Source organism: Micromonospora sp. C31, from assembly GCF_018070575.1.
In the GTDB taxonomy this organism is placed as follows: domain Bacteria; phylum Actinomycetota; class Actinomycetes; order Mycobacteriales; family Micromonosporaceae; genus Micromonospora.
In genome coordinates, this window is sequence record NZ_JAGPXN010000009.1 from 83,253 (window position 1) to 101,013 (window position 17,761).

At 74.1% G+C, this 17,761-nt stretch carries 18 protein-coding genes; 10 read left to right on the forward strand and 8 right to left on the reverse strand.

Annotated features, from left to right (window positions below; genetic code table 11):
* The first annotated feature begins 100 nt into the window (after window positions 1-100).
* The 3 genes from KBX06_RS14260 to KBX06_RS14270 all read left to right on the forward strand — a co-directional run bounded on the left by KBX06_RS14260 (window position 101) and on the right by KBX06_RS14270 (window position 2,398).
* Complete coding sequence (locus KBX06_RS14260) at window positions 101-829, forward strand: helical backbone metal receptor (RefSeq protein ID WP_210834997.1); 729 nt, start codon at window positions 101-103, stop codon at window positions 827-829.
* Window positions 830-1,212: 383 nt separating this feature from the next.
* On the forward strand, window positions 1,213-1,788 hold the full coding sequence (locus KBX06_RS14265; protein WP_210834998.1) for a DoxX family membrane protein: 576 nt from the start codon (window positions 1,213-1,215) through the stop codon (window positions 1,786-1,788).
* Window positions 1,789-2,005: 217 nt separating this feature from the next.
* Window positions 2,006-2,398: an FKBP-type peptidyl-prolyl cis-trans isomerase gene (locus KBX06_RS14270; RefSeq protein WP_210834999.1), complete on the forward strand. Its 393-nt coding sequence runs from the start codon at window positions 2,006-2,008 to the stop codon at window positions 2,396-2,398.
* A gap of 136 nt (window positions 2,399-2,534) precedes the next feature.
* Here the strand turns inward: KBX06_RS14270 and KBX06_RS14275 are convergent, their stop codons facing one another.
* A complete protein-coding gene (locus tag KBX06_RS14275) occupies window positions 2,535-2,885 on the reverse strand; it encodes an STAS domain-containing protein (RefSeq protein ID WP_210835000.1) in 351 nt (116 codons plus the stop codon).
* Between the two features lie 153 nt (window positions 2,886-3,038).
* Here KBX06_RS14275 and KBX06_RS14280 point away from each other — a divergent pair, with 153 nt between their 5' ends.
* The gene (locus tag KBX06_RS14280; protein ID WP_210835001.1) at window positions 3,039-4,058 is read left to right on the forward strand and encodes an SMP-30/gluconolactonase/LRE family protein; all 1,020 of its coding nucleotides are present in this window, start codon (window positions 3,039-3,041) and stop codon (window positions 4,056-4,058) included.
* Between the two features lie 74 nt (window positions 4,059-4,132).
* Here KBX06_RS14280 and KBX06_RS14285 read toward each other — a convergent pair whose 3' ends face one another.
* The 5 genes from KBX06_RS14285 to pdhA all read right to left on the reverse strand — a co-directional run bounded on the left by KBX06_RS14285 (window position 4,133) and on the right by pdhA (window position 10,955).
* A complete protein-coding gene (locus tag KBX06_RS14285; RefSeq protein WP_210835002.1) occupies window positions 4,133-5,401 on the reverse strand; it encodes an Ig-like domain-containing protein in 1,269 nt (422 codons plus the stop codon).
* 188 nt (window positions 5,402-5,589) lie between these two features.
* The gene (locus tag KBX06_RS14290) at window positions 5,590-7,254 is read right to left on the reverse strand and encodes a right-handed parallel beta-helix repeat-containing protein (protein WP_210835170.1); all 1,665 of its coding nucleotides are present in this window, start codon (window positions 7,252-7,254) and stop codon (window positions 5,590-5,592) included.
* A gap of 142 nt (window positions 7,255-7,396) precedes the next feature.
* Window positions 7,397-8,776, reverse strand: coding sequence for a dihydrolipoamide acetyltransferase family protein (locus KBX06_RS14295; RefSeq protein WP_210835003.1), 1,380 nt, complete (start codon window positions 8,774-8,776; stop codon window positions 7,397-7,399).
* Window positions 8,773-9,789 (reverse strand): alpha-ketoacid dehydrogenase subunit beta, encoded by a 1,017-nt coding sequence (locus tag KBX06_RS14300; protein WP_210835004.1) that lies wholly within the window; start codon window positions 9,787-9,789, stop codon window positions 8,773-8,775. Before KBX06_RS14300 ends, KBX06_RS14295 begins: the two co-directional genes overlap by 4 nt.
* Entirely contained in the window at window positions 9,789-10,955 is a 1,167-nt protein-coding gene (gene pdhA, locus KBX06_RS14305) for a pyruvate dehydrogenase (acetyl-transferring) E1 component subunit alpha (protein ID WP_210835005.1), read from the reverse strand. The genes KBX06_RS14300 and pdhA overlap by 1 nt, the downstream gene beginning before the upstream one ends.
* A 104-nt stretch (window positions 10,956-11,059) precedes the next feature.
* Here pdhA and KBX06_RS14310 point away from each other — a divergent pair, with 104 nt between their 5' ends.
* Window positions 11,060-11,566 carry an Lrp/AsnC family transcriptional regulator gene (locus tag KBX06_RS14310; RefSeq protein ID WP_210835006.1) on the forward strand — a complete coding sequence of 169 codons (507 nt, stop codon included), beginning with the start codon at window positions 11,060-11,062 and terminating at the stop codon, window positions 11,564-11,566.
* Window positions 11,567-11,637: 71 nt separating this feature from the next.
* Here KBX06_RS14310 and KBX06_RS14315 read toward each other — a convergent pair whose 3' ends face one another.
* Window positions 11,638-12,609: a DNA polymerase domain-containing protein gene (locus tag KBX06_RS14315; protein ID WP_210835007.1), complete on the reverse strand. Its 972-nt coding sequence runs from the start codon at window positions 12,607-12,609 to the stop codon at window positions 11,638-11,640.
* Window positions 12,610-12,742: 133 nt separating this feature from the next.
* On the reverse strand, window positions 12,743-12,973 hold the full coding sequence (locus KBX06_RS14320; protein ID WP_210835171.1) for a hypothetical protein: 231 nt from the start codon (window positions 12,971-12,973) through the stop codon (window positions 12,743-12,745).
* Window positions 12,974-13,132: 159 nt separating this feature from the next.
* Between KBX06_RS14320 and KBX06_RS14325 the strand changes: the two genes are divergently transcribed.
* From KBX06_RS14325 to KBX06_RS14345, 5 genes are all read left to right on the forward strand, one after another.
* A complete protein-coding gene (locus KBX06_RS14325) occupies window positions 13,133-13,849 on the forward strand; it encodes an alpha/beta hydrolase (RefSeq protein WP_210835008.1) in 717 nt (238 codons plus the stop codon).
* Between the two features lie 48 nt (window positions 13,850-13,897).
* Window positions 13,898-14,629, forward strand: a complete 732-nt coding sequence (locus KBX06_RS14330; RefSeq protein WP_210835009.1) for a histidine phosphatase family protein — start codon at window positions 13,898-13,900, stop codon at window positions 14,627-14,629.
* Window positions 14,613-15,482, forward strand: coding sequence for an NAD(P)H-hydrate dehydratase (locus KBX06_RS14335; protein WP_210835010.1), 870 nt, complete (start codon window positions 14,613-14,615; stop codon window positions 15,480-15,482). Before KBX06_RS14330 ends, KBX06_RS14335 begins: the two co-directional genes overlap by 17 nt.
* 149 nt (window positions 15,483-15,631) lie before the next feature.
* A complete protein-coding gene (locus KBX06_RS14340; protein ID WP_210835011.1) occupies window positions 15,632-17,119 on the forward strand; it encodes a S8 family serine peptidase in 1,488 nt (495 codons plus the stop codon).
* A gap of 118 nt (window positions 17,120-17,237) precedes the next feature.
* Window positions 17,238-17,738, forward strand: coding sequence for a hemerythrin domain-containing protein (locus KBX06_RS14345; RefSeq protein WP_210835012.1), 501 nt, complete (start codon window positions 17,238-17,240; stop codon window positions 17,736-17,738).
* Window positions 17,739-17,761 lie beyond the last annotated feature (23 nt).

Genomic DNA, 17,761 nt, shown 5'->3' on the forward strand with positions numbered 1-17,761 from the left:
AGTCGTCGCAAGGGACGCCCGTCCGGCATCCGGGGCGCGGGTCGGGGCATGATCGTCCGGTACGCCGATGCTCGACGTACCGGACCGGGGAGGTGCACGGGTGCGCGTCGTGTCGTTGGTGCCGTCGCTGACCGAGGCCGTCGCCCTGACCCTGCCGGGCCTGCTGGTCGGCGCCACCGACTGGTGCACCCACCCCGCCGGGCTGGAGGTCACGCGGGTCGGCGGGAGCAAGTACCCCGACCTCGACCGGGTACTCGCGCTGTGCCCCGACCTGGTGCTGCTCAACGTCGAGGAGAACCGCCGGGAGGACGCCGACGCGCTGGCCGCCGCCGGCGTGCCGGTGCGGGTGACCTACCCGCGTACCGTCGACGAGGCGCTGGCCGAGCTGGCGGCCCTGATGCGCGAGCTGGGCGCCCCGGCCGAGCCGGAGTGGCTCGCCCTGGCCCGCCAGGCGTGGGCCGCCCTGCCCGCGGCCCGGCCGGCCCGCCGGGCGGTGGTGCCGGTCTGGCGGCGGCCGTGGGTGGTGCTGGGCGCCGACACCTTCGCCGGCGACGTGCTGCGCCGGCTCGGCGTGACCAACGTGTACGCCGACCACGTCGAACGCTATCCCCGCCCGAGCCTCGACGAGCTGCGCGCCCGCGCGCCGGAGCTGGTCGTGCTGCCCGACGAGCCGTACCGGTTCACCGCCGACGACGGGCCCGACGCGTTCCCCGGCACCCCCTGCGCCCTGCTCTCCGGCAGGCACCTGACCTGGTACGGTCCGTCGCTCGCCGAGGCGCCCGCCGTGCTCCGCGCGCAGCTCGCCGACCCGGTCGTGCAACCCGGCTGACCGCCGCCTCGGCCGGCGAGCTCGACGGCGCTCCGCCGGTCCAACCGGCCGTCGAGCGTCACCTCGCCGCCGCGTACCCGGACGGTGACCAGGCCGTCCCGCACCGCGAGCACCCGGCGCAGCACCTCCTGCACCACGTCCTCGCGGATCTCCGCGTCGGTACGCAGGTGCACCCGCAGCAGGTCGCCTCATCACGACCTCCCGGTCGTTGCGCCTGCGACGCTACGACCGCGCCGGGCCGGCAGGTCAGGGCCGCCGGACCGGGCCGGGAGGGGTCCAAGGTCCCGGTCCGGTGGGGCCCGGTCGGCCCTGCCCCACGGGCGCCGGCAGGCGTCCAATGGAGATGCCACCGGGACAGCGCGGTGCGAGGCACACGAAGGGACGTGGAGACAATGACCGCGACGACCGAGCGCACCACAGCCAGGACCGACGCTCCCGTGGCGGAGACGCGGCCCGGCGGCGAGACCACCAGGGAGCGGGCGGCGCGGTACGTCTTCGCCGGCATCCGGATCGCCCTCGGCTGGACCTTCCTCTGGGCCTTCCTGGACAAGGTCTTCGGTCTGGGATTCGCCACCGAGGCGAAGAACGCCTGGATCAACGGCGGCAGCCCGACCAAGGGCTTCCTGACCTTCGGCGCGGCGGGTCCGTTCGCGGACTTCTACCGCGGCATCGCCGGGGCCGCCTGGGCCGACGTGCTCTTCATGACCGGTCTGGCCGCGATCGGCGTCGCGCTGCTGCTCGGCATCGGGGTGCGCGTCGCCGCCGTCGCCGGCGCGGTGCTCTACGTGATGATGTGGACGGTCGTCCTGCCGCCCGAGAACAACCCCTTCATGGACGACCACCTGCTCAACGCGGCGCTGCTGGTCGGTCTGGCACTGGTCAACGCCGGCGCGACCCTCGGCCTGGGCGCGACCTGGGCGAAGCTGCCGATCGTGCGGCGGTTCCCCTGGCTGCGGTGACCGGGTACGGCACCTCCCTCTGAAGCGGGCGTCACCACCGGTGGCGCCCGCTTCGGCGTGCCCGCCCACCGCTTCCCGGTCGGCGGAGGAGCAGCCCTCCCGCTTCCCGTCCGGCAGCGCCGAACGCTCCCGCCGGGACCGCCACGCACTCGCCGGATGCCATCGGGCAGGATCTCGGGTGACGGACATCAGGACCGAAATGGCAGGAGACTCCCGAATGAACCAGGCAGCAGGCGCCCGCTCGGGCAAGCCCGAGGTGGGTCCGATCGAGGGCGCGCCCCCGGCGGATCTCGTCATCGACGACATCACCGTCGGCGAGGGGCCGGAGGCCCAGCCGGGACAGCTGGCCAGCGTCCACTACGTGGGGGTCGCGCACTCCACCGGCCGCGAGTTCGACTCCTCGTGGAACCGGGGCGAGGCGTTCGAGTTCCCGCTCGGCGGCGGGCAGGTCATCTCCGGTTGGGACCGGGGCGTCGTGGGCATGCGGGTCGGCGGCCGGCGCCGCCTGACCATCCCGCCGCACCTGGGTTACGGCGACCGGGGCGCCGGTGGTGTCATCAAGCCGGGCGAGACCCTGGTCTTCGTCGTCGACCTGCTCGGCGTCCGCTGAGCGCAGGGCCCGCCGCCGAACGGACGGTCTGCCGAGCGTACGGCTGACCGCCCGGCGGCGGGCCGGTGCGGACGGCGGACGGCTGACCGTTCGGCGCGGACCGGCGACGGCACCGGCCCGCCCGGGGTGCCGCAGGTCAGCAGGGCACCAGCTCCCGGTCGGCACACGGATCCACGATCGGGATGACCCGGTGCAGGCCGGTGGCCCGCAGCACCCGCTCGACCACCGGGTCGGGGCGGAGCAGCACCAGCTCGCCGCCCCGGGCGCGCACGCGCAGATGCGCGGCCACCAGCGCCCGCACCCCGGCGGCGGAGAGCAGGCGGACGCCGGAGAGATCCAGCCGGAGCACGGGCCGGGGCGGGGCGTCCCAGAGCGCGGAGCGGAAGGCGGCGACCGTGGCGATGTCGACCTCGCCGGTCGCCCGCACCTCCACCTCGTGGTCGGCCACGGTGATCTCCACGTGGAGCCGGTCGTCGCGCTGTCGCATACCGACGAACCTATCCCCCACCACCGACATTTCCGCCCTGCTGAAGGACCGGATCCGGGTACGCCCAGGGTCTACCCGGAGACTCCCGGATCCTCCTCAGGCCGGACGCCCGCGGGGCCGGTGGGCTGCGACATCGGCGGGCGAAAATAAGCCATGGTCCCTCCCCGCCCTCGTGCGCCCCGGCTGATCCGCCCCGTCCGCGAGCCCGCCACCGTCCCACCGCCGCTCGACGGGCCGTGGGCGCCCACCGACCGCCGCCTCGACGCCGTCGAGCTGCTGCCCCTGCCCGACGGCGTGTCCGGCCCGGAGGACGTGGTCGTCGACCCGTCCGGCCGGGTGGTCAGCGGCACGGAGGACGGCCGGCTCTGGTGGTGGCCGGTGGACGCGCCTGCCGGCACCCGGCCCCGGCCGCTCGCCGACACCGGGGGCCGGCCGCTGGGCGTGGAGGTCGACCCGCGCGACGGCAGCCTGGTGGTCTGCGACGCGTACCGGGGGTTGCTGCGGGTGACCGGCGACGGGGCGGTGCGTGAGCTGGGCGGGCGCGGGGCGAAGGCGCACCTGGCCGACAACGCCACCGTCGCCCGCGACGGCACCGTCTACTTCACCGACTCCTCCGACCGCTTCCCGCTCTCACACTGGAAGCGGGACCTGTTGGAGCACCGGCCCAACGGGCGGGTGCTGGCGTACGACCCGCGCAGCGGGCGCACCGACGTCGTGCGCACCGGGTTCCACTTCCCCAACGGGCTCGCGCTCACCCCGGACGAGTCGGCGCTGATGCTGGTCGAGACCGCCACCCACCGCCTGGTGCGGGTCGCCCTGGCCGACGGCGCGGTCACCGTGCTGGCCGACCTGCCGGCGTACCCGGACAACCTGACCCCGGTGGGCGACGGGACGTACTGGATCGCGCTGCCCAGCCCCCGGCTGCCGGTGGTCGAGCGGCTGCTGCCCCACCCCCGGCTGCGGCAGCTGGTGGCGCTGCTGCCGGCGGCGATGCAGCCGAAACCGCTGCGCTACGGCCTGGTGGCCCTCGTCGACGGCGAGGGGCGGGTGCTGCGCAGCCTGCACGGCCCGCGCGGGACCTACGACATGATCACCGGTGTGCGTCAGCACGGCGACCACCTCTGGCTGGGGAGCCTCACGGGTGCCGGGGTGGCCCGGGTGCCGCTGGGCTGAGCCACGACGACCGACACGCCGGGGGCCGGCCCGCGCGGCGGCGGACCGGCCAACCGGGTGTGCGTACGGTCGGATCAGCCGCCGCGTACGGACGGCGCCGGCGCCGGCGAGCCCCCGGCCACAGCGCCAGGGTGCGGCGCGGGCGACGGGGACGGCCGCAGCCCGGCCGGCACGGGCAGGGCGCTGCCCTTGACGAAGTCGTCCCAGCCGACGTTCCACGCCGTCCAGCCGTTGCCCTCGGTCAACGGCACCTCGGTGCCCTTCACGGTGACCAGGTCGCCGACCTGCGTCACCCCCATCAGCCAGTCGGCGGCGGCGGCGGCGACGTTGGTGCAGCCGTGCGAGACGTTCCTGCTGCCCTGGTCCCCCTCCGACCACGGTGCGCCGTGGATGAACTCGCCGCCCCAGGTCAGCCGCTGGGCGTCCTCGACGTCGACCACGTAGGGGTCGGCCGACCCCCGGGTGTCGAACGTCGTCTGCTGGTGCTTATCCATGATCACCATCTTGCCGCTGGAGGTCGGCGTGCTCGGCTTGCCGAGGCTGACGGGGATCCTGCGGACCACCTTGCCGTCGCGCAGCACCGACATCTGCTTGGTCGCGTTGTCGATCTCCAGGGCCACCTGTCGGCCGATCCTGGAGGTGGCGGTGCGGTCGGAGTCGCCGACCCGGTCCTTGCCGATCGGCAGGCCCTCCAGCCCGGCGCGGACGCTGATGCTGGTCCCGGGGCGCCAGAAGTCGGGGGCCCGGTAGTAGGCCTGACTGCCGTCGGAGACCCACGACCAGGCGCCCGGCTGCGGCGGATCCGTCTTCACGAACAACCGGCGCTGGACGTCGGCCCTGGCCTCTTTCGGAATGGGCGGGTCGAACGCCACGGTCACCGGCATGGCGGTGCCGTACGTCCGATCACCGGCGAAGTACAACGTGCTGGTGATTTCCGGCTTCGTCGGTTTCGGCATCGTGGTGAAGGTGGTCCTGCGGGTGGTCGTAGCCCCCGAGTCGCCCGTGGCGGTCACCTCCGCGGTGTAGGTGCGCCGCGGCGCCAACGGCGCCTTCGGCACCCAGCCCGAGCCGTCCTCGCGGGGCTCCGCCTGGACCGGCGCGCCCTTGTCGTCGGTGATCCGGACGGCGGTGACCTTTCCGTTCCTGACCGTTGTCCCCACCTCGGCGGTGATCGGCACCTCGCGGGCGCGGTCGGCGGGCGTCACGGTCAGCTCCGGCGCCGCCGCGGCCCGTCCCTCGGCCGGCCGGGCATCCGGTCCACGGTCGGCGGTACACCCGCCGAGCGCCAACGGCGCGGCCGTGAGGGTCACGGCCAGCACCGACAGTCGCCGCCTCAACTCCATGATGCGTCCCCCCCGTTAATTGGTCTCCTCAGCCACATTCTCTCCACGCCGCGTCGGGTGGGCGCGCAATTTCGGCGGAAATGGGGAAGCAATTACGGGCACCATTTCCCCCACTGCACCCGATAGGGCCGCTCGCGCCGGCTTCCGGATCTGTCCGGAATCGTCCGAACCGCCGCCGACGGCCGCTCTCACGTCCAGTCGTCGTCGCCGTGGTTGCGTTCCCACCGGCCGCCGACCGGCGGGGTGTCCATCCGGATGGCGGAGTCCGCGTTGCCCGCGAGATCGTTGTCCTCGACCCGGCAGTCCACACAACTGCCCTGCGCGGTGATCCACAGTCCGTGGTTCTGCGTGCTCGGCTGCCGGTTGTCCCAGATCCGGTTCCCGCGGACGGTCGCCGAGTCGAACGCCGCGTTGATCGCGATGCCGGCGCGCACCGGCGGCCCGCCGGACAGCTCGTACGGGGCGCCCGGCGCCGGGGTGGCCCCGCTCCATCCGCTCGACGAATCCGGCCGGATCGGCGCGAGCGTGAGCGTGGTGTCGTCGTTGGCCGCCACCACGGCGATCTGCTCGCCGACCCGCACCGTCTTGCCCCGGTGGCCGTCGTTCGGCCAGGTCGCCCGCCGGTCCACCACCGAGGTCACGGTGTACCGCACCGAGTCGCCGTGCCCGCTCGTCGCCGGGGCCCACTGCCGCCCGTTGTTGCGGATCCGGTTACCGACCACGAAGGCGTCGCGCATCGGACGGTCGATGCGGATGGCGTCGGCGCTGTTGCCGTAGAAGTCGTTGCCCTCGATGACGATCTCCTCGGCCACGGTCTCCTCGGACCCGCCGAGATCACGCTGGTGGTAGCCGTACCGGCCGTTGCCGCTTATCCGGTTGCCGCGGATCGTGTAGGGGCCCGGGGTGTTGCCGATGCTGACGCCGTCGCGCAGGTTGCCGTCGATCACGCAGTCGGTGAGGATGCCGCCGCGCCCGGCGGTGCTCGTGGTGCCCTTCGCCGAGACGTGGAAGCCCGCCTCCAGGTTGCCGGTCATCGTGCAGGCGGAGACGATCAGGCCGTTCGCGCCCCAGTCGGAGATGCCGAAGCGGTTGCCCTGGGAGTGGCAGCCGATGATCCGCACGCCCCGCGGACGCAGTTCGCCCGCCTCCTGCAACTCCAGGAAGATGCCGTTGGTGGCGTTGGCCACCGCGCTGCAGTTGACGATGTTGAGCCGCTCGACGCTGCCCCAGCCGCCGACGCCGACGCCGATGCCCGCGCCGCCCATCTCGGTGCCGTTGTCCAGCCGCCCGCAGCCGACCACCAGCACCCCCTCGATCAGGCAGTCCTGGAGGAAGTCGCAGCCCAGGCCGGTGGCGGCGGTGTGGTGGATGTACAGGTTGCGGAAGGTGCCCCGCCTGACGTACTGCAACCCGATCCCCTTGGACAGCGGGTTGTAGTCCGCCGACGCCACCCCCGAGCCGTCGATCTCGAAGTCGGCGAAGGTGCAGTCCGCCAGGTGCCGGTCCCGGTCGGCACCGTGCTGGTGCGTGGTGTAGAAGGCCAGCGGCGTCGGGTCGGCCCGGTTGCCGGCGTTGCTGAGCACGAAGCGCGTCGCCCCCGGGCCGGCGCCGATGAGCGAGACCCCGGTACGCCAGACGGTGCCCGCGTCCCGCATCGAGTAGACCCCTGGCGGGCATTGGATGATCCGGGCCCGGCCGTCGGCGGCGTACGCGTCGCCGAGGCGGTCGACCAGCGCGGCGAGCGCCGGCTGGTCGTTGGCGACCCCGTCGCCGACCATGCCGTGTTCCCGGGCGTCGCAGAGCAGCGGGGCGCCGGCCACCGCGTGGCGCCGCACGCCTGCGGCGGAGGGCATGTCCGGTTGCGCCACTCGTCCTCCTCTCGGCGGGACTGCCCGGCCCGCATTCCCGCCGCGAGCGTGGGAAAACGCGGTCCGGGACCGCGACGGCCCCGGCTTCCGCCGGGAGGCGGAGAGCCGGGGCCGTCGCGGACGCGGGTCAGACGTTGGCGATCAGCACCGCCGGCCGCTCGACGCAGTCGGCGACGTGCCGCAGGAAACCGCCGGCCACCCCGCCGTCGCAGACCCGGTGGTCGAAGGTCAGGCTGAGCTGCGTCACCTTGCGCACCGCGAGCTGCCCGTCCACCACCCAGGGCTTGTCCACGATCCGTCCCACCCCGAGCAGCGCCGCCTCCGGGTGGTTGATGATCGGGGTGGAGCCGTCGACGCCGAAGACGCCGTAGTTGTTGAGCGTGAACGTGCCACCGGTCAGCCGGGCCGGCGACAGCGTGCCGGCCCGGGCGGCCGTGGTGGTCGCGGCCAACTCGGCGGCCAGCTCGGCGGTGGTGAGCCGCTGCGCGTCGCGCAGCACCGGCACGACCAGCCCCCGGTCGGTCTGGGCGGCGATGCCCAGGTGCACCCCGGCGGACTGGACGATGCGCTGACCCTCGGTGTCGACCCGGGCGTTGAGCTGCGGATAGCGGCGCAGCCCGGACAGGCAGATCCGGGCCAGCAGGGCCAGGATGCTCACCGGCGCGTCCGGGGTCGCCGCGTTGATCGCCGCGCGGGTCTCCAGCAGCCCGGTGGCGTCCACGTCCACCCAGATGGTGACCTCGGGGATCTCCCGCCGGCTGCGGGAGAGCTTGTCGGCGATCACCTTGCGGATGCCGGTGAGCGGGACGACGACGTCCTCGGCGCCGCCGACCGCCGACGGGGCGGGCTCGTCCGGCACCGCGGCGAGCCGGGCGGCCGGCGTGGCGGCCTCGGCGACGGCGGCCTCTACGTCCGCCCGGCGCACCACGCCGCCGGGGCCGCTGCCGCGCAGTGCGGCCAGGTCGAGGCCGTGCTCGCGGGCCAGCCGGCGCACGATCGGCGAGATGACCAGGGGCGCCGCCGCGGCGGACGGTCGCCCGGTCGCGCCGGTCCGGGTCGCCTGCTCCGGGGCGGGCGCCGGCGAGCCGGCGGGGGTGGGATCGGGCGCGGCCACGAGACGGGGGCGCCGACGCCGCCGACCCGCGCCGCCGTGGCCGGTGCCGTACCCGATGAGGACGTTGCCGGAGCCGGCCCGCTCCTCCTCGCGGTAGGTGGCGTGCCCGGCGGGCTCGTCGCCGCCCCCGCCGGCACCGTCCAGGGGCGCGATGGTGATCAGCGGCTGGCCGACCGGCCGCGTCTCGCCCGCCGCGCCGTGCAGCGCCACGACCCGACCGGCGTACGGGCAGGGCACGTCGACGACGGCCTTGGCGGTCTCCACCTCGACGACGCTCTGGTCCACCGTGACCACGTCGCCCACGGCGACCCGCCACTCGACGATCTCGGCCTCGCTCAGCCCCTCGCCCAGATCGGGCAGGAGGAAGACCTGCGCCCCGTCCACGGTCGTCACGCCGCGCTCCCCCGGCTCAGCCAGCGCCCGTCGGGCTGGTCGTCCCACTGGAGCCGGGCCACCGTGTCGAGGACCCGGTCCACCGACGGCAGGTGGGTGTGCTCCAGCATCGGCGCCGGGTACGGGATGTCCAGCCCGGAGACCCGCAGCACCGGGGCGTGCAGGGCGTGGAAGCAGCGCTCCTGCACGCGGGCGGCGATCTCGGCGCCGACCCCGGCGAAGCCCTGCGCCTCCTGGATCACCACGCACCGGCCGGTGCGCCGGACCGAGGCCGTGACGGTCTCGTCGTCGAACGGCACGATGCTGCGCACGTCCACGACCTCCAGGTCCCAGCCCTCCTCGCGGGCGGCCTCGGCGGCCTCGAGCGCGACCGGCACCGCCGGCCCGTACGCGACGAGGGTGGCGTCGCGGCCGGGCCGGCGCACGACCGCCCGGCCGATCGGCGCGGTGGTCGCGGGAAGCTCCGCCTCGGCGCTGGAGAAGTAGAGCTTCTTCGGCTCCATGAACACGACCGGGTCGGGGTCGTCGATCGCCTGGCGCAGCAGCGAGTACGCGTCCTGCACGGTCGCCGGGGTGACGACCTTCAGGCCGGGGGTGTGCGCGTAGTACGCCTCGCTGGAGTCGCAGTGGTGCTCGACCCCGCCGATGCCGCCCGCGTACGGCACCCGGATGACGATCGGCACGCTGAGCGCGCCCCGGGTGCGGTTGCGCAGCTTCGCCACGTGCGAGGCGATCTGCTCGAACGCCGGGTACGCGAACGCGTCGAACTGCATCTCGACCACCGGGCGCAGCCCGGACATGGCCATGCCGACGGCGAAGCCGACGATGCCGGCCTCGGCCAGCGGCGTGTCGAAGCAGCGCTTGTCGCCGAAGCGGGCCTGGAGGCCGTCGGTGATCCGGAAGACGCCGCCGAGCGCACCGACGTCCTCGCCGAAGACGACCACCCGGTCGTCGTCGAGCATCGCGTCGGCGAGCGCGGCGTTGAGCGCCTTCGCCATGGTCAGGGCGGCCATCAGCGCTCACCCTCCTCGTCCTGGGCGGCGGCCAGCTCGGCGCGGACCTGCTCGCGCTGCTCGACCAGCTGGGGGGTGGGCTCGGCGTAGACGTGTTCGAAGAGGCTCATCGGGTCGACCGTCGGCTGCGTGTTCATGCGGGTACGCAGGTCGGCGGCGTACGCCTCGGCCTCCTCGGCGACCGCGGCGACCGCCGCGTCGTCGAGCGCGCCGCGGGCCCGCAGGTACGTCTCCAGCCGGGCCACCGGGTCCCGGTCGCGCCAGGCCTCGACCTCGGCGCCGTCGCGGTAGCGGGTCGCGTCGTCGGCGTTGGTGTGCGCCTCCATCCGGTAGGTGTGCGCCTCGACCAGGAACGGGCCCTGGCCCGAGCGGGCGTGCTCGACCGCGCGGGTGAGCACCGCGAGCACGGCCACCGGGTCGTTGCCGTCGACCTGTTCGCTGGGCACGCCGTAGCCCACGCCCTTGTACGCCAGCGACGGCGCGGCGGTCTGCCGGGACAGCGGAACGCTGATCGCGTACTGGTTGTTCTGCACGAAGTAGACGACGGGGGCCTTGAACACGGCGGCGAAGTTGACGCCCTCGTGGAAGTCGCCCTCGCTGGTGGCGCCGTCGCCGATGAACGCCAGCGCGACGGTGTCGCGCCCCTGGTGCGCCTCGCCGTAGGCCACCCCGGCGGCGTGCACGCACTGGGTGGCCAGCGGGGTGCACTGCGGGGCGGTGCGCCGCTCGGCGGGGTCGTACCCGCAGTGCCAGTCCCCGCGCAGCAGGGTCAGCACCTCGACGGGGTCGATGCCCCGGCTGACGAGGGCCATCGACTCCCGGTAGGTCGGGAAGACCCAGTCCGTGTCGCGCAGGGCGAGCACGGCGCCGACCTGGCAGGCCTCCTGGCCCCGCGAGGACGGGTAGACGGCCAGCCGGCCCTGCTTGGTCAGCGCGGTGGCCTGGGTGTCGAAGCGGCGGCCGACGACCATCCGCCGGTGCATCTCGACGAGCGCCTCGACGGGCGGCTCGGGGTAGTCGGCGGGGGCGCGCAGCGGCGTGCCGGCCGGATCGAGCAGACGGACGGGCTCGGTGGCCGGCAGCAGCGGCTTGGCCGGGTCGGGCGGGGTGGCCGCCCGGCGGCTGCGCGGGGATGCCCTGCGGACCGCCTCGGGTGTGGTCGTCACGGCGGGACCTCCTGGACGTGTGGTGGGCCTATGCTCCTGCTGTCGGATGATTGACTCAAGATCCAGGACAAACGCGGGACGGATGGCATGGGACAGGCAGCGAAGTGAGCCAGGAGTCCGGGGGCACAGCGGAGCCGGCGGCCGGAACGGGACGTTCGGCGCGACCGCTGGACGACGTCGACCGGCGGATCCTGCACGAACTGGTCCGCGACGGCCGCACGTCGGTGCGTACCCTCGCCGAACGCATCCACATCTCGCGCACCAACGCGTACGCCCGCGTCGAGCGGCTGCTGCGCGACGGGGTCGTCACCGGCTTCCGGGCCCAGGTCGCGCCCGAGGCGGCGGGGCTGGGCACCTCGGCGTACATCGCGCTGAAGATCGAGCAGAACACCTGGCGGGAGGTGTCGGCGGAGCTGGCCCGGGTCCGCTACATCGAGCACGCCGCCCTGCTCGGTGGCGACCACGACGTGCTGGCCCTGGTGCGGGCGCCGGACAACGCCACCCTGCGCGACGTGGTGCTGGGCCGGGTGCAGGGTATCGCCGGGGTGCTCTCCACCCGCACCTGGCTGGTCTTCGAGGAGTTCGACGGCGAACGCAGCCCGTGGGAGTGATCCGGCGGGCCGGGCGCACGGGCCGGCGGCGGATCGAGCCGACCGCCGCCCGCCCCGGCGCATCCGCCCGCTCAGCGCTCCGGAGGGGCCGCCAACCCTTCCCGGTCGGCCAGCTCCAGCAGCGGCTCCAGGGAGAACCGTCGGTCGTCGAGGCCCGCGTGCGGGTCGCCCCGCCCGGCGAACCGGGCGGGCATCGTGGTCACGGCGAAGTCCTCCGGCCGGGCGTCGTCCAGCTCCGACCAGTCGAGCGGCGCGGAGACCAGCGCGTGCGGGGTGGGACGGATGGAGTACGCCGAGGCCATCGTGTGGTCCCGGGACATCTGGTTGTAGTCGACGAAGACCGGTCGGTCCCGCTGCTCCCGCCACCAGGTGGTGGTGACCAGGTCCGGCAGCCGGCGCTGCATCTCCCGGCCCAGGGCCAGCACAGCCCGCCGGCAGTCGCCGAAGCTCCACCGGGGCTCGATGGAGAGGTAGACGTGCAGGCCCCGCCCGCCGGTGGTCTTCGGATAGCCGGTCAGGCCCAGCTCGGTGAGGAACGCGTGCACCTCGTGGGCCACCGGCACCACCTGGTCGAAGCCCACCCCCGGCATCGGGTCCAGGTCGATCCGCAGCTGGTCGGGCCGCTCGACGTCGGCGGCGGAGACCGGCCACGGGTGGAACCGCAGCGTGCCGAGGTTGGCCGCCCAGATCACCACCGCCAGTTCGCCCGGCGCGACCTCGTCGGCCGTACGCCCGCTCGGGAAGGTGATGTGGGCGGTGCGCACCCACCCGGGCGCGCCCGCCGGCAGCCGCTTCTGGTAGAAGGCGTCGCCCCGGTTGTCCTGCCGGGTGCCGATCCGCGCCCCGTCGAAGACGCCGCGCGGCCACCGCTCCAGCATGGTCGGCCGGTCCCGCAGGGCGCGCAGGATGCCGTCGCCGACGGCGAGGAAGTAGCGCACCACGTCCAGCTTGGTCAGCCCGAGTGCCGGGAAGTACGGCTTGTCGGGGCTGGAGACACGCACCAGCCGCTCCCCCACCCGGATCTCCTCGGCCGGTGTCGCCACGTGCACACCGTAACCCGCCCGGTCGGCCGGCACGTCGCGTCGCGGCTCGCGCCGAGCGACGCGGATCCCGTCGTGCCCGCACGCCGACGGCCGGGCGATCCGTGTGCGGAGCCCCGGCCGCCGGCCGCGGGGCTCAGCCCATCTCCTCCTGGAGTCGCGAGATGAGCATCCGCTTGCCCTGCTCGCCGGCCTTACGGTTGTTCTCCTGGATCTTGCGGAACCAGGTTGCCAGCTCCGTGTCGCCCCGCGCGTCGGCGTCGGCGATGTAGTTCTCCAACTGCCAGATGTGCTGCAACGACATCTGCAGCGCGTGGATCAGGTCGTAGTTCTGATCCTGCACCGGGCTCGCCGGTTCCCTGACCATCGTGGCCACGGCACACCTCCCCGTCTCGGTGATCGGTGGAGTCGCGCTTACCCGCCGCGCGGCCGGTCACGCCCGCCCGTCACACCCCTGCGTTACGGTGCGTGGCGATCGGGTGACGGGGCGACCGGCCCTCGACCAGACCTCCGAGGAGCATCGGCGATGGCGACGTACGTGTTGGTTCCCCCCGCCGCGAGCGGGCCCTGGTACTGGCACCTGCTGGCGGCGCAGCTGCGCGAGCGGGGGCACGACGTGGTGGCGGTCGACCTGCCGTGCGCCGACGACTCGGCGGGGCTGGTCGAATACGCCGACGCCGCCGTGCGGGCCGTCGGGGACCGCACCGACCTGGTCGTGGTGGCCCAGTCGTTCGGCGCGTTCACGGGCCCGCTGCTGTGTGAGCGGGTCCACGTCGACCTGCTCGTGCTGCTGACCCCGATGGTGCCCTCCCCCGGCGAGTCGCCGGGCGAGTGGTGGGGCGCCACCGGCTACGCGCAGGCCCGGCAGGCCCAGGCGCAACGCGAGGGCTGGACGCCGGAGCAGGACGCCGACCCGAACGTCGTCTTCTTCCACGAACTGCCGCCCCGGCTGGTCGAGGAGGCCACGGCCAACGCCCGGGACCAGTCGGGCACACCGTTCGAGAAGCCGTGGCCGCTCGCCGCCTGGCCGAGCGTGCCGACCCGGGTGCTGCTCTGCCGGGGCGACCGCTTCTTCCCGGTCGGTTTCCTGCGCAAGCTGGTCGCCGACCGGCTGGGCGTCACCCCGGACGAGATGGACGGCGGGCACCCGGTGGCCCTGAGCCGGCCGCGGGAGCTGGCCGACCGGCTGGAGGAGATCCGGCGGGAGGTCAGCGGGGCCGCCCGCTCGGGGCAGCGGCGCTGAGCGGCGGGGCGCGGTTACCCGGGGCGGGCCGCGGGTAGGGGTTGCCGCATGGCGGAACTGGCGACGCTCTGGATCGTCCGGCACGGCGAGAGCACGGCGAACGTGGCGGCCACGGCGGCCGAGGCCTCGGGCGCCGAGCTGATCGACCTGACCCACCGCGACGCGGACGTGCCGCTGAGCCCGACCGGTGAGGAGCAGGCCCGGGCAACCGCGCGGTGGCTGGCCGGGCTGTCGGAGGCCCGCCGGCCGGACGTGGCGGTGGTGTCGCCGTACCTGCGGGCGGTGCGGACCGCCGAGCTGGCCGTGGCCGGCACCGGGATCCCGCTCAGCCGCGACGAGCGGCTGCGTGACCGGGAGCTGGGCATCCTCGACGGGCTGACCGGGCAGGGGGTGCGCCGGCGGCACCCGGAGGAGGCGGCACGCCGGGACCGGCTCGGCAAGTTCTACTACCGGCCGCCGGGCGGCGAGTCCTGGACCGACGTGGCGCTGCGCCTGCGCGCCCTCCTCGGCGACCTGCGCCGCGACCACGAGGGAAGGCGCGTGCTGCTGTTCGGCCACGACGCCCTGGTCTTCCTGACCCGCTACCTGGTGGAGGGGCTCACCGAGGCGGAGCTGATGGCGCTGACCCGCGAACACGTCATCGCCAACTGCTCGATCACCGCCTGGTCCGCCGGGGCCGACGGCCGGCTGACCCCGGGCGTGTTCAACGACGTACGCCACCTGCACGAGCAGGGTGCCCGGCCGACCAGGGAGGACGAGGTCCATGCCGAACCGGTCTGACACCCGGGTGATCACCCCCGGGCTGCTGCGGGAGTGGGCGCTGCCCGTGCCGACCGGCGGCAAGGAGGCCCGGGGCACGGTGCTGGTGGTCGGCGGCTCGCGGTTCACCCCCGGCGCGGTCCTGCTGGCCGGCGTGGCCGCGCTGCGGGCCGGGGCCGGGGTGCTCCAGCTCGCCGCCGCCGAGTCCACCGCCGCCGCGCTGAGCATCCAGGTGCCGGAGGCCCTGGTGGTGGGGCTGCCGGAGACCACGGACGGGGCGGTCGCGGGACGACCCGGCGAGCTGCTGGGCGACCTGGTCGCGGAGGCGGACGTGGTGGCCGTCGGCCCCGGGCTGAAGGACATCGACGAGACGGGCCGCCTGCTGCGGCTGGTGCTCGACGCGGCCGGCCCGGAGACGTCGCTGGTGCTCGACGCGTACGCCCTGGGGGCCCTCAGCCACGCCCCGGGCCTGCTGGTCGGCTCCGGTCGGCCGGCGGTGCTCACCCCCAACCTCACCGAGGCCCGGCACCTGCTCCACCGGGAGCCCGGCGACGACCTGGACGCCGAGGCGACCGAGCTGGCCCGCCGCTACGACGCGGTGGTCTCGCTCTACGGCCACGTCGCCACCCCCGACGGCGGAAGCTGGCGGGAGGAGAGCGGCGACGCCGGCCTCGGCACCTCCGGCAGCGGGGACGTACGCGCCGGGTTGCTGGCCGGGCTGCTGTCGCGGGGCGCGGACCCGGCGCAGGCCGCGTGCTGGGCGGCCTTCGCCCACGCGGTGAGCGGTCAGCGACTGGTCCCCCGGTTCGGCCGGATCGGCTTCCTCGCCCGGGAGCTGCTCGACGAGATCCCGCACACCCTGGCGACCATCTGACACCTTCCGTCGGGGCGGCACGGGCGCGTGTAACGCCACCCGGCTGCGTGGCGCTGGTGCATGCGAAGGCGTGCATCCCGCCCGCCTCCCGCCGGTCGCTCCCCGCCAGGGGGCGTACCCCGGCTGGAAACAGCCCCCTGGGAGTCTGTGTGAAGAACCTCCGTCGCAAGACACTGGCTGCCGCGTCCGCCGTGACGCTCGGCGTCGGCCTCGCCGTCGCCGGCGGGGCGGCCCCGGCGGCGTCGGCCGCCGGCCCGGACACCACGTTCCTGGTGCTCGCCCCGCAGGGCGCCAAGACCGACAAGGCAGCCGCCCGCGTGGCCGCCGCCAACGGCACCGTGGTCGCCAGCTACGACCAGATCGGCGTGCTCGTCGTCCGGTCGACCAACCCCGACTTCGTCACCGACGTGGCGGGCGCGGGCGTTGACTCGGTGGCGTCCACCGCCGGCCTGGGCACCGCCCTCGATGAGGGCGAGACCCTGGAGGTCTCCGCGGCCGAGGCGGCCGACACGACCGCCGACCCGACCAAGGAGCCCCTCTTCGGTCAGCAGTGGGACATGCCGATGATCGACGTCCCGCAGGCCCACGCCGTCAACGCCGGCCGCGCCGACGTGGTGGTGGGCGTGCTGGACAGCGGCATCTCGTCCAGCCACCCCGACCTGGCCAGCCAGATCGCGAAGAACAAGAGCACGTCCTGCCTCGGCGGGGTCACCGACACCGCCGAGTCCGCCTGGAACCCGACCACCTCCGACCACGGCACCCACGTGGCCGGCACCATCGCCGCCGCCGTCAACGGCGTCGGCGTGGCCGGTGTCGCCCCGGGCGTCAAGGTGGCCGCCGTCAAGGTGGTCAACGACGACGGCTACATCTTCCCGGAGGCCGCGGTCTGCGGGTTCATGTGGGCCGCCGAGCAGGGCATGCGGGTGACCAACAACAGCTACTACATCGACCCGTGGCAGCTCAACTGCCGCAACGACGCGCGCCAGCGTCCGGTGTGGAAGGCGGTCCAGCGGGCCCTGCGGTACTCGCAGAGCAAGGGCGTGCTGCACGTGGCGTCCGCGGGCAACAGCAACTGGGACCTCGCACACAAGATCACCGACACGGGCAGCCCGAACAACGGGACCCCCGAGGAGCGCGAGAACCTCACCAACGCCTGCCTCGTCCTGCCGGCCGAGGCGCCGGGCGTGGTGACGGTGTCGGCGGTCGGCCCGACCGGTGAGAAGAGCTACTACTCCTCGTACGGTCAGGGCGTCGTCGAGGTGACGGCGCCGGGTGGCGACACCCGCTTCCGTACCCGGGGTGCCAGCTCGACCCTCTCCGACGGCATCCTGTCCACCACCTACAACACCACCACGAGGACCAACGGCTGGGGCTACAAGCAGGGCACCTCGATGTCCTCGCCGCACGCCGCGGGCGTGGCCGCCCTGGCCGCCTCGGCGCACCCGGGCATGGCGTCCGGCCAGCTGTCGGCCTTCCTGGGCAACACCGCCGAGGCGATCTCCTGCCCCGGCGGCGTCTACAACCCGGTGCCGCTGATCCCGTCCGGCCCGAACGCCTACGACGCGACCTGCTCCGGCGGCAAGCGCAACGGCTTCTACGGCGCCGGCATGGTCAACGCGTACAACGTGGTGAGGTAGCAGGCACGGCACGACCCGTGGTGGGGCCCGGCGGATCACCGCCGGGCCCCGCCCGTTTTCGCTGTTCACCCCGGGGTACGGGAGGAGGTGGTCAGACGAGCCCCAGGGAGGTCGACAGGTGTCCACCGATGCCATCGTGGTGTTGAAAGAGGACCACAAGGAGATGCGCCGCCTGTTCAAGGCGTTCCAGGATGCCGAGGAGGGTCCGGCGGCGCGGCGGCAGAAGCTCGTGAACGAGATCCTGGAAGCCCTCACGGTCCACACCTATCTCGAGAACGAGGTGATGTACCCCGAGGTCCGCAAGCTCCTGCCCGACCTGGAGGACGACATCCTCGAGTCGTACGAGGAGCACCACGTGGCCGACGTGCTCTGCGCCGAGCTGTTCACCATGGACGCCGACGACGAGCGCTTCAACGCCAAGACCACGGTGCTGATCGAGAACGTCCTGCACCACGTCGAGGAGGAGGAGCAGGAGTGGTTCCCCAAGGTGCGCGAGGCGCTCGGCCGTAAGCAGCTCCAGGAGATCGGCGAGCGGATGATCGCACTGCGCGCGGACGCGCCACGCAAGCCGACCGATCCGAAGGCGATCAAGAAGGCGCTGGACGCCGTGACGGCCTGAGCGGATCGGATTCCACGGGCCCC

Bases quoted from the DNA above. Each gene is read 5' to 3' on its own strand.
- KBX06_RS14280 (WP_210835001.1), top strand. From the start codon at position 3,039: ATGGTCCCTCCCCGCCCTCGTGCGCCCCGGCTGATCCGCCCCGTCCGC.
- KBX06_RS14270 (WP_210834999.1), top strand. From the start codon at position 2,006: ATGAACCAGGCAGCAGGCGCCCGCTCGGGCAAGCCCGAGGTGGGTCCG.
- KBX06_RS14335 (WP_210835010.1), top strand. From the start codon at position 14,613: ATGCCGAACCGGTCTGACACCCGGGTGATCACCCCCGGGCTGCTGCGG.
- KBX06_RS14275 (WP_210835000.1), bottom strand. From the start codon at position 2,885: ATGCGACAGCGCGACGACCGGCTCCACGTGGAGATCACCGTGGCCGAC.
- KBX06_RS14290 (WP_210835170.1), bottom strand. From the start codon at position 7,254: ATGCCCTCCGCCGCAGGCGTGCGGCGCCACGCGGTGGCCGGCGCCCCG.
- KBX06_RS14325 (WP_210835008.1), top strand. From the start codon at position 13,133: ATGGCGACGTACGTGTTGGTTCCCCCCGCCGCGAGCGGGCCCTGGTAC.
- KBX06_RS14330 (WP_210835009.1), top strand. From the start codon at position 13,898: ATGGCGGAACTGGCGACGCTCTGGATCGTCCGGCACGGCGAGAGCACG.
- KBX06_RS14285 (WP_210835002.1), bottom strand. From the start codon at position 5,401: ATGGAGTTGAGGCGGCGACTGTCGGTGCTGGCCGTGACCCTCACGGCC.
- KBX06_RS14320 (WP_210835171.1), bottom strand. From the start codon at position 12,973: ATGGTCAGGGAACCGGCGAGCCCGGTGCAGGATCAGAACTACGACCTG.
- KBX06_RS14300 (WP_210835004.1), bottom strand. From the start codon at position 9,789: ATGGCCGCCCTGACCATGGCGAAGGCGCTCAACGCCGCGCTCGCCGAC.